The 10,577-nt window shown below is 68.6% G+C and carries 10 protein-coding genes; 7 read left to right on the forward strand and 3 right to left on the reverse strand.

Going from position 1 to position 10,577, the window contains the following annotated elements; all coding sequences use genetic code 11:
• Nucleotides 1–137 precede the first annotated feature (137 nt).
• Complete coding sequence (locus tag DEJ32_RS11420) at nucleotides 138–509, reverse strand: hypothetical protein (protein ID WP_110901362.1); 372 nt, start codon at nucleotides 507–509, stop codon at nucleotides 138–140.
• 1 nt (nucleotide 510) lies between these two features.
• Nucleotides 511–909 carry a hypothetical protein gene (locus DEJ32_RS11425; protein WP_110901363.1) on the reverse strand — a complete coding sequence of 133 codons (399 nt, stop codon included), beginning with the start codon at nucleotides 907–909 and terminating at the stop codon, nucleotides 511–513.
• A gap of 457 nt (nucleotides 910–1,366) precedes the next feature.
• Between DEJ32_RS11425 and DEJ32_RS11435 the strand changes: the two genes are divergently transcribed.
• The 4 genes from DEJ32_RS11435 (at nucleotide 1,367) to DEJ32_RS11450 (ending at nucleotide 5,448) form a co-directional block, all read left to right on the forward strand.
• Nucleotides 1,367–1,858 (forward strand): hypothetical protein, encoded by a 492-nt coding sequence (locus DEJ32_RS11435; RefSeq protein ID WP_146234142.1) that lies wholly within the window; start codon nucleotides 1,367–1,369, stop codon nucleotides 1,856–1,858.
• 719 nt (nucleotides 1,859–2,577) lie between these two features.
• Nucleotides 2,578–4,287, forward strand: coding sequence for an MDR family MFS transporter (locus tag DEJ32_RS11440; protein WP_375232104.1), 1,710 nt, complete (start codon nucleotides 2,578–2,580; stop codon nucleotides 4,285–4,287).
• 4 nt (nucleotides 4,288–4,291) lie between these two features.
• Nucleotides 4,292–4,762, forward strand: a complete 471-nt coding sequence (locus DEJ32_RS11445) for a MarR family winged helix-turn-helix transcriptional regulator (protein ID WP_146234143.1) — start codon at nucleotides 4,292–4,294, stop codon at nucleotides 4,760–4,762.
• A gap of 26 nt (nucleotides 4,763–4,788) precedes the next feature.
• The gene (locus DEJ32_RS11450) at nucleotides 4,789–5,448 is read left to right on the forward strand and encodes a TetR/AcrR family transcriptional regulator (protein WP_146234144.1); all 660 of its coding nucleotides are present in this window, start codon (nucleotides 4,789–4,791) and stop codon (nucleotides 5,446–5,448) included.
• 182 nt (nucleotides 5,449–5,630) lie between these two features.
• Here DEJ32_RS11450 and DEJ32_RS11455 read toward each other — a convergent pair whose 3' ends face one another.
• Nucleotides 5,631–7,169 carry a glycoside hydrolase family 76 protein gene (locus tag DEJ32_RS11455; protein ID WP_110901368.1) on the reverse strand — a complete coding sequence of 513 codons (1,539 nt, stop codon included), beginning with the start codon at nucleotides 7,167–7,169 and terminating at the stop codon, nucleotides 5,631–5,633.
• A 140-nt stretch (nucleotides 7,170–7,309) separates the two neighbouring features.
• Between DEJ32_RS11455 and DEJ32_RS11460 the strand changes: the two genes are divergently transcribed.
• The 3 genes from DEJ32_RS11460 to DEJ32_RS11470 are packed head-to-tail and all read left to right on the forward strand — an operon-like array spanning nucleotide 7,310 to nucleotide 10,529.
• Nucleotides 7,310–8,614 (forward strand): glycoside hydrolase family 125 protein, encoded by a 1,305-nt coding sequence (locus DEJ32_RS11460; RefSeq protein WP_110901369.1) that lies wholly within the window; start codon nucleotides 7,310–7,312, stop codon nucleotides 8,612–8,614.
• Nucleotides 8,611–9,594: a carbohydrate ABC transporter permease gene (locus DEJ32_RS11465; protein ID WP_110901370.1), complete on the forward strand. Its 984-nt coding sequence runs from the start codon at nucleotides 8,611–8,613 to the stop codon at nucleotides 9,592–9,594. The genes DEJ32_RS11460 and DEJ32_RS11465 overlap by 4 nt, the downstream gene beginning before the upstream one ends.
• Complete coding sequence (locus DEJ32_RS11470) at nucleotides 9,591–10,529, forward strand: carbohydrate ABC transporter permease (RefSeq protein WP_110901371.1); 939 nt, start codon at nucleotides 9,591–9,593, stop codon at nucleotides 10,527–10,529. Before DEJ32_RS11465 ends, DEJ32_RS11470 begins: the two co-directional genes overlap by 4 nt.
• Nucleotides 10,530–10,577: the final 48 nt, after the last annotated feature.

Consider the following 10,577-nt stretch of genomic DNA (forward strand, 5'->3'; position numbering starts at 1 on the left):
GAACCTGATGCAACGGGCGTTCACCGCGTCCGGTTCTCCACGGACGCGGTGGGAACGAACGTCCGTCGCGTCGATCCTGCTCGACACGGATCGTCTCCTGCTGCCTCGTGGCGAACGGCGCTCGCCGAGCAACTCGGTCACTCCGCCGAGGGATGCGGGCGAGCGCTCATCTCATGGGCGCGCGCGTCTGCCTCGGTCTCGTAGATCTCGCCCCAGGCGATGCTCGCGGGCATGGCGTCGACACGCAGGTCCACGTCGGGCAGACAGATCTGCACGAAGTGCGGGAAGGCGGGGAACGACCACAGGTCGTCGTCCTCGAACCGACTCCAGAGCAACAACTCCCCGATGCCGAGCGGGTGGCCGAGTTCCTGACCGTTCACCGGCGGATCGCAGCTGACCATCAGTGCGTGGTGACCGTTCGGGAGCACGATCGGTCGTTCCACCTCGCACCGGAAGACGGACGAGAACCGCTTGCTGTCCATGGACGAGAGGAAGAAGACGTCTCGCATCTCAGAAGTCCGGATCCACGCCATCGACGTAGGGGGTCGGCGTGTGCGGGCGCTTGGTCATCGACTGCACCTCCGCGTCCGCCTTGGTTGCGTAGAGCTCGCCCCACGCGATGCTGGTCGGCATGCGAGTCGTCGGGATGACGACGTCGGGGAGACAGATCTGCACGAACTGCGGGAAGGTCGGGAAGGCCCACAAGTCGTCCCCCTCGAAACGGCTCCACAGGAGGAGTCGAGCGACTCCCTGGGGAAAGCCGAGGTCCTGGCCGAGCGCTGGCGGGTCACAACTGACGACGAGAGCGTGGTGGCCGTTGGGGACTTGGACCCTCGACTCCAGCTCGCACCGGAAGGCGGAATCGAATCGGTCGTCTTCCATCGATGAGAGGTAGTAGGTCGGTTCCACTTCAGAACTCCGGGCCCGCGGTGCAACACACGGTTGCTTCCGACCAGTCTACGATCTGGTCCCACTGTGGGCTCGTGAAGTCCTGACCGTCGCGGTGGCCGACGCCGGACACTGCGTCCATCGCCCTGACCGAAGCGGGCGTGCACGTCGACACCTTCACCAGGCTCGCATCCGCGGGTGTCCCGGACGACATCTCGTCGGCGTGGACCATCCACGCGACCCACGTGTACTCCGGGCAAGCTCGTGACGTCCCTGTGTCGAGCGTGACCAAGGCGAACAATGGGCACACATCGGCCGGGATCACAGCGAGGACCACCACCAGGACCCGACCGATCCGGCGTTCGGTGCGACGACCTTCGGCGCGGATGACCGCCGCGCGCTCAGCAGAGCCGACGTGGTTCGATGAGCAGGACGCCCACCGGCAGCCCACTCTGTGACACGTGCAGACGAGGAAACGATGATCTCCAAGACCCTCGCCGTGAGCGCGGTCCTCGCAGCCACGGCGCTCCTTCTGACCAGTTGTGGAGGAACACCGGTGCAACCGAACGAGACGAGCGCGACCTCGGTCACGCCCGATGAGGCGGAGCAGTCCGTCACCACCTTCGTCGACCGCTCGACGACGGCGCTCGGCGGAGACTGGAAGCCCCGGGGAGGTCCGGGTCTCAGCCCGTGCACGACGGGCGACGGTGACGACGGCGTCTCGTGGGTCGTCATCGTCGATCGTCAGGCCGGGGACGACCCGCACGCTGACGTCGACGCCATCGAACAGCTGTGGAAGCAGCGGGGTGTGACCACTGAGCGGTACCAGAGCGGCGGTACGGACCCGATCGTGGGGATCCGTGGCGCCGGCGGTCCGACGACTTCCGTCGACTTCACCGCCGACCCTCGTGGGTACGCGTTGACGGCGGAGTCAGAGTGCGCCGAGGGTGACTACGCGACCGCGGGGTGACGCAACCGCGGGCCCAAGGTTGAGTCACTCCACGGCTTCCCGCGAGAGCGCGTCCTCGAATCGCTCGAAGGACACGTGCCTGCGCCGCTGACTGCAGATCAGGTGGTTCAGCGTGCAGAGCAAGCGTCGGGCCTAGCTGCCACAACTACCGTCGTCGACATGCGCATCGGCGACTACGACCTTGCTCGGGCGCAGATCGGAGCCGCTGCTGATCGTGTACCCGTGCCCGGTCAACTCAGCTGGCCAGTTCCGACCGGGACTGTACGACAGGCGCTCGGCGGGGAGTCGGGGAGATGACGACAGCTCCTGACCGGCTCGGCTCAGCAGCAGGTAGCCCCGGCTAGCCGCGAGGCAGCGGAAAGGAGCCACCCGGTGATCGACCGTCTCCGCGAGGACGGTCACCGGGCCAGGTCTGGCTGCAGCGACCCGTCGCCGAGCGGATCGCCGCGCTCGAGGGTCTTCGTCCCGACGCGCACCTCGCGGAACTCGAGGTGCTGGGCCGGCGCAGTGCACTCGCACCCTCGGCCCGTCGAACGACGAGCATCCGATGGACGGTCACCTCGCGCCGTCGATGAGGACGTCCAGCTCCCCACTCATCGGGACGCCCGGTAGGTGTGCCCCGCCAGTGGGCATTGGTTGACAAACAGCAACCAAACGGACATAGTTGACCGTCGTCAATCATTCGGGTGCAGTGCGGCATCCCTCGTCCTGGAGTCACGATGTCCCGTCCCGATGCCGCAGCAGCACAGCTGCACCCGACCGAACCGGCGGCCATGTCCCACCGACAGGTCCTCGAAGCGCTCTCCGGGCTCCTGCTCGGCATGTTCGTCGCGATCCTCGCGTCGACCGTCGTCAGCACGTCCCTGCCGAAGATCATCGGTGACCTCGGCGGCGGCGAGAGCGCCTACACGTGGGTCGTCACCTCGACGCTCCTCGCCACGACCGTCTCGACGCCGGTCTGGGGCAAGCTCGCCGACCTCTTCAACCGCAAGCTGCTCATCCAGCTCTCGCTCGTGATCTTCGTCCTCGGCTCTGCGCTCGCGGGGTTCTCGGAGAACCCCGGCACGCTCATCACGTTCCGAGTCGTGCAGGGTCTCGGTGCCGGTGGTCTCACCGCCCTCAGCCAGATCATCCTGGCCGACATCATCAGCCCGCGTGAGCGCGGCCGCTACGGCGGCTACTTCGGCGCGGTGATGGCCGTCGGCACCGTCGGCGGCCCGCTGTTCGGCGGACTGCTGACCGACACGCTCGGGTGGCGCTGGAACTTCTTCGTCGGCGTGCCCTTCGCGGTCGCGGCGATCATCCTGCTGCAGGTCACCCTGAAGCTCCGGACCCTGCCGGAGCGCAAGGTCTCCATCGACTACCTCGGCATCGCGACCATCGCCGGCGGCGTCTCGCTCCTGCTCATCTGGGTCACCCTCGCCGGCAAGAACTTCGACTGGGTCTCGCCCACCTCGTTCGTGATGGTCATCGGTGCGGCCGTCCTGCTCGCGGCCACCGTCTTCATCGAGCTCCGCGCGGAGGAGCCGATCATCCCGATGACGCTCTTCCGGAGCCGCACGTTCACGATGGCGGTCATCGGTTCCATCGCCGTCGGCATCGCGATGTTCGGCGCCACCGTCTACCTGGCGCAGTACATGCAGCTCGCCCGTGGTGCCACCCCGACGCAGTCCGGCTTGCTGACGATCCCGATGATCGCCGGTCTGCTCATCGCCTCGACCGTCGGTGGTGCCCTGGTGACTAGGACAGGCAAGTGGAAGCCGATCATGCTCATCGGTTCGGTCGCCCTCGTCGTCGGACTCGGTCTCATGGGGACCATCGCGTACGACACGCAGTACGTCGTCGTCGCGGTCTACATGTTCGTCATGGGGAGCGGCGTCGGACTCGTCATGCAGAACCTCGTCCTGGTGGTGCAGAACACGACCGAACCGAGGAACATCGGCGCTGCCTCCTCCGGCGTCGCGTTCTTCCGCTCCCTGGGCGGCGCGATCGGCGTCTCGGTCCTCGGAACGGTCCTCGGGACCCGCGTGGCGGACGCCATCAGCGACAAGCAGGACGCCCTGACGAGGGCGATCGCCGCGCTCGGCGAGAAGGGCGCCGCCGTCGCGAAGGAGCTGTCGTCCGGCAGCATCCCCGCCGTCAGCTCGCTCCCGAAGGGCGTACGTCAGATCATCGAGTCGGCGTACGGCCAGGGCGTCGCCGAGATCTTCCTCATCGCCGCCCCGATCGCGGTCCTGCTCGTCCTGGCGATCGCCTTCATGCCGAACGTGCCGCTCACCACGAAGACCGTCGCCGAGCGCTCGACCGACGCTGGACCGGTCGCCGGTGCTGCCGAGGACTTCGCCGGCGTCGGCACCGTCACCGGGTCCAACCCGACGATTCAGTCGGCGGACTCCCAGGACGGCGGCGAGCGGCGTGCCCGACACTGATGTGATGACCGACGCGGCCACGGACCCCCTGCGGACGTCCGCCGAGGACTCGGCCCTCGATGCGACCGAACGCGCGATCGCCGGCGTCGAACGGCAGTTCCTGGCGTTGGCCGGCTCGACCCGGCGCACGATGCGCGAGCAGGCCGCTCAGATGGAGCTGCAGCCGGCCGGCTACCGGGTCCTCCTCGAGGTCGTGATCAACGGCAGCACCGGAGCGGGCGAACTCGCGGAGGCGCTCGGGTACGACAAGACCGCCCTCAGTCGTCAACTCAGCGCGCTCGAGGCGCTCGGGCTCGTCACGCGGGAACGGCACGCGGTCGATCGCCGTGCGGTCGTCGTCCGCGCCACGCCCGACGCCGTCGAGCGGGTCCAGCGCATCCGGGCCAGTGCCCGCTCAGCCTTCCGCGAGCGGCTCGTGACCTGGCCGCGCACGGATCTCGAGGACCTCGCACGACTGCTCGCTGCGCTGTCGTGACCCCCCGCGGTGAAGGAGACGGAACGGTGGGGGAGACCGCTGCGCTGGACGGCGAACCGGCCCCGGCGCCGGTCGGACTGCGTGAACGCAAGCGGGAGGAGACGCGCCGTCGGATCATCCTGGCAGCGCGTGTCGGGAGCCTCGACGCCGGCATCGACGGTCTGACGATCGACGCCATCGCGCGTGAGGCCGACATCTCGCCACGGTCGTTCTTCAACTACTTCCCGAACAAGGAAGCGGCGATCGCCGGGGTGATCCCAGGGACAGCGCGTGCGCTGACCGCGGACGAGTTGGACCAGCTCCCCGCCGACGTCGTCGACGCCGTGGTGGCCATCGTCGTCGCCGTCCTCGGCCGTCAGGTCGACAGCACGAACACGGACCTGCGTCGCGAGGTGTTCGTCCGGTTCCCGGAGCTCCTCGACGAGTTCCGGCCGTTCTGGAAGGCGTCGGTGCGGACCGCAGCCGTGTCCGTCACCGACCTCCTCCTCCGCCGCGGGTCGACCGCGGAGAGCAGCGCCGTCGTCGCGCCGGTGCTCGTCGCGATGTGTGTCTCGGTGGTGCGGACCATGCTCGCCCGCGGCGAACTCGACAGCGTCGAGTTGGCGCACGGGGTCCGCCCGATCGCCGACGCGATCCGTTCGACCGCCGAGGTCGTCACCGGCGGACCTCGGGGCCGGACGTCCTGACGCCGGGAGGCGCCGCGGGCTGAGCCTGTGGAACTCCAGCCGACCGCCCGGGACGCTGCCTCCCCACGGCGGTGATGCGGGTGCGGATCCCGGTCGGGTCGCCGATGCGAGAGGCCCCCACCCTGACGAGTGGGGGCCTCTCGCCGGTCCCGGCGTCGTCGTCGCCCCGAGGCGCCGCTCGGTCAGAGCGAGACGGTCACCCGGTCGAGGTTCAGGTAGTCGCCGCTGCTCGAGGCACAGGAGACAGCCACCGCGTTCGACCCAGCGCCGAGTTGCACGGGCACGGTGACCGTCGCCCAGGTGGACCACGACCCGGTCGCGGGGAAGGTCGCGACGACGGGCGTCCCGCCTCCGATGCTGACCGTCCTGGTCGCGGTGCCGGCAGCCGCGGCGTACCGGAAGGTGAGCGTGTGGCTCCCTGCGGAGGTGACGTTCACGTGCGCGGTCGCCGTCGTGCCCACCGCGTTCCATCCGGCGAGGTACCCCCGCCCCGTGTACCCGGCGTTCGACGCCTCGGTCGGGATGCCCGGGTGGTCGATGTTCTCCGCCTGGTACACGCCGTCGCCCTGCACCACCGAGGTCGAGCCGTCCGGGACGGCCTGCTGCAGCACTGCGACGGTGGCCGAGGCCGCGAGGGACTGCTGCGGCGTCGTGCCGATCGACGGCGTCGGCGCGGTCCAGTCCGGGCCGCCGATGCCCTCGGGGGAGACGTGTGCGGCGGCCTGTGAAGCGTTCGCGGTGAGCACGGACTCGTACTGCGTCTGCCCGGCATCGTCGATGAGGTCCCGGATGTCCCGGGTCAGGATCGCCTTGAACCCCTGGGTGTCGCTCGAACCCTCGTTCACGAAGGTGCCCGCGACCGTGAGGTTCGCGATCGCCCAGTCGACCGCCCGTGTGGCGGTGGTCAGGTACTGCTGGTCGTGCGTGAGCAGGTACATCTGCAGGGCTGCGCCGGCGTACTGGCCCTGGTTGTACGTCCAGTCGTAGTCGGTGAACTGCCCGGTCCCGCTCACGTGGTCACGGATGTGTCCGTTGCGGTCGAACTGGCCCTGCAGCCAGGTGAAGATGCGCTCTGCGGTGTCGCGGTAGGTGGTGTCCCCGGTGGCAGCGTAGAGCCGGAGCGCGGTCTGGACGGCGGTGCCGTTCGTCGCGACGTTCTTCTCGTTCCTGCTCCCGTCGCCCACGTCGACGTTCTTCCACCAGATGCCGCCCCCGTAGGTGGTGTCCTCGTACTGCGCGATGTACCCGAAGATAGCCTCGGCCTCGTCGAGGAACCGCTGCTCCCCGGTGAGTTCGTACGCGCGGACGGCACCGCGCGCCCACCAGCCCATGTCGTCGTTCCAGTCGTTCTGCCGGAAGTCCGGGTACGCGGTCCGCCACCCGTCGAAGACGTCGTCGATCATCCGGCGGCTCGCCGCGTCGTGGGTGCGTGCGTACCGGTCCATCACCGCCTCCCAGTTCTGGGCCTCCCACCAGTAGTCGGTGTAGAGCCCTCCCTGCGGCCCGACGGCGTGCTCCTGGTGGACCTGCCGGTCGCTGTACGTCGTGAAGTACTCCGTGTCCGGATCCCAGTAGGTGGCGATGAAGGCGTCGTAGGCGGCGGTCGCCTGGTCGGTGGTCAGGGCGGAGGCCCGACCAGGGTCGGTCGCGAGGCCGACGCCGGTGAGCGCCGTCGTGGCCACGGCGCCGGCGACGAGCAGGCCGACGAGTCTGTGCTGCATGGGATCTCCTTCGATCCGAGCTGATCCGCCCTGCCCTGCGCAGGCGCAAAAAGTATACTTGAACTACTTCTTGCGTGGATCGGGCTGATGAATATAGTTGAGGCAGTACCAGCGGAAGTCAGGGGAGCAACGTGGCTCAGATGCATGCAGACCTGGTGGGCCGGGTCGCCCGACAGGTCGAAGACCGGATGGGGCCCGAGGTCGGCGCACTGTTCGCGAACTGTTTCGCGAACACCCTGTCGACGACGATGACGACGATGTCGGACGGGACGACCTTCATGGTCACCGGCGACATCCCGGCGATGTGGCTGCGCGACTCGACCGCCCAACTCACGCCCTACCTGCACTTCGTCGGCGAGGACGCGGCGCTGGCGGACACCGTGGCCTCGGTCTCTCGCCGGCAGCTCGAGTACGTCCTCGTCGACCCCTACGCCAACGCCTTCAACCGTGCGCCTGACGGCGCAGGGCACGCCGACGACGTCACCGCCATGGACCCGTGGGTGTGGGAGCGCAAGTACGAGATCGACTCGCTCTGCTACCCGATCCGACTCGCGTACGACCTCTGGGAGCGCACCGGGCGGACCGACCACCTCGCGCGGTTCGCCGAGGTCGCCACCACGGCCATCGACCTGTGGACGGTCGAACAGGACCACGAGACCGCTTCGCCCTACCGGTTCGAACGGCCCGACCCGTTGCTGCCGAGCGACACCCTCGTCCGCGACGGCCGTGGACCGGTGACCGTCCGCACCGGACTGACCTGGAGCGCGTTCCGACCGAGCGACGACGCCACGACGCTCGGCTACAACATCCCGGGCAACGCGTTCGCCGTCGCGGAGCTCCGGCACGTCGCCGTGCTCGCCAGCGCCGTCTTCGCCGACGACGAGCTGGCTCGTCGGGCGACTGCACTCGCCGACGAGATCGACGCGGCCATCCGTTCCTCCGGCATCGTCGACCACCCGGACCACGGCGTGGTCCTGGCCTACGAGGTCGACGGCACCGGGAACGTCCTGCTCATGGACGACGCCAACGTGCCGAGTCTCCTCGCCTTGCCGATGCTCGGGTGGTGCGACCGCGACGACCCGCTCTACCGACGCACACGCGCCGCCGTCCTGTCGCCGACGAACCCGTACTGGTTCCGCGGCGCGATCGGGAGCGGGATCGGCAGCCCGCACACCCCGGGACGCAACGTCTGGCCGATCGCGCTCGCCGTGCAGGGGCTCACCGCCACCGACCCCGACGAGCGCGCCGGACTCCTGCGGCAGCTCTGTACGACCCACGCGGGCACGCAGCTCATGCACGAGTCGTTCGACGTCGACGACCCCACCGAGTACACGCGCCCCTGGTTCTCCTGGGCCAACGCGATGTTCTGCGAGTTCGTGCTCGACCTCGCGGGACTCCGGACCGCAGCCACGCCGGTACCGGAGCCGGAACGGAGTGCACGATGAGCGTCGTCACCACGCCGGAGGAGCAGGCCGTCGTCGCGAGCGAAGCGGACGACGCCCTCACCGCCGAGCAGCCGAAGCGACGGCGGACGGAACGGGGGAGCGGCGTCAGTGCGACCCGGAAGCAGCAGACCCGCGCCGCCTGGCTGTTCCTCGCGCTGCCGGGAGCGTTGTTCGTGCTCTTCACGGCGCTGCCCGTGGTCATCGCGGCCGTCGTCAGCCTCAGCGACTACGCCGTCATCGGCCCCCTCACGTGGACCGGCTTCGACAACTACGTCGACATCGCATCCGACCCGTTCTTCTGGACGGCACTGGGGAACACCGTCTTGTACACGGTGCTCTACGTGCCGCTCGGTCTGGTCATCGCCATCGCCACGGCCCTGCTGCTCAACCGCAGTGGCCGGGCGGTCCGCGTCTTCCGCACGCTGTTCTACATCCCGGTCGTCTCGTCGACCGTGGCGACCGCGACGGTCTGGTACTGGGTGCTCAACCCCCAGCACGGTCTCCTCAACGAGGCCCTGAGCTGGTTCGGCATCAACGGACCGGCGTGGCTGTACGACTCGCACTGGGCGATGTTCGCGATCGTCATGATGAGCGTCTGGGCGGGCTTCGGCGGGAACATGATGATCGTCCTCGGCGGTCTGCAGGGCGTCTCACCGGACCTCCGCGAAGCCGCCCGGCTCGACGGCGCGAACGCGTGGCAGGTCTTCCGGTACGTCGTCCTGCCGGGCATCCGCCGCACCACGTTCCTCGTCTCCACCCTGCTCATCATCAACGCCTTCCAGGTCTTCGACCAGGCGTACGTGCTGACCAAGGGCGGACCCGGGAACTCGACCGTGACGATCGTCTACTACATCTACGACCGCGGGTTCGGGTCGCTGCAGATGGGCTACGCGTCCGCGCTGTCGTTCATCCTGTTCGTGATCATCCTCGCGTTCTCCCTCGTCAACGCCCGCCTCACGAACCGGGACACCGAACGATGACCGCCACAGCCACCCTTCCCCCGTCCGGCACCGTCAGCGAGCGGGACCGTCACCAGCAGCGACGCCGTGCTGCGGCCGTCAAGCGGACGAAGACGATCGCCTGGTGGGTCGGGGTCTGCCTGGTCAGCGTCGTCACGGTCGCACCGCTCATCTGGACGCTCGCGACCTCGCTCAAGCCGGCCGGCGAGATCCTCGCGCACTCGCTGTCGCTGATCCCACAGCGCCCCACCATCGACAACTACGTGCAGGCGGTGACGACCGTCCCGTACGGCCGCTACTTCGTCAACTCGCTCGTCCTCGGCGTCGGGGGAGCCGTCGCGAACCTGTTCTTCGGCTCCCTCGCCGGGTACGCCCTCGCGAAGCTGCGGTTCGCCGGACGCCAGGCGGTGTTCTTCACGTTCCTGTCCTCGCTCATGGTGCCCAGCATCGTCACGATGATCCCGACGTTCCTCATCCTCCGGCACTTCCCCCTGCTCGGTGGGAACGACCTCAGCGGCAACGGCGGCCTCGGGCTCATCAACACCTACTGGGCGGTCATCGTCCCCGGCGCCGCCGGTGCGTTCGCGGTGTTCTTCATGAAGCAGTTCTTCGAGTCGCTGCCCGACGAGCTCGGGGAAGCAGCGCGCATCGACGGTGCGGGTGAGTTCCGCATCTTCGCGCTCATCTACTTCCCGCTGACGAAGGCCGGGCTCGCCGTCCTCGGCCTGCTCAGCTTCCAGGCCGGCTGGAACAACTTCCTCTGGCCGCTGATCGTCCTCAACGACCCGAAGATGATGACCGTCCAGGTCGGACTCGCGGGGTTCGTGAACAACTACACGACGAACTACGGCCCGCTCATGGCCGGGACGATCATCACGATGCTCCCGGTGCTGGTCGTGTTCATCTTCGCGCAGCGCTGGATCATCGAGGGCATCGCGCACGCCGGCAACAAGTAAGTCCTCCCGCCAACCCCGGGGACGCCGGATCCGTCCGGTACCCCACGC

The sequence above is a fragment of the Curtobacterium sp. MCPF17_046 genome, from assembly GCF_003224295.1.
GTDB lineage: Bacteria > Actinomycetota > Actinomycetes > Actinomycetales > Microbacteriaceae > Curtobacterium.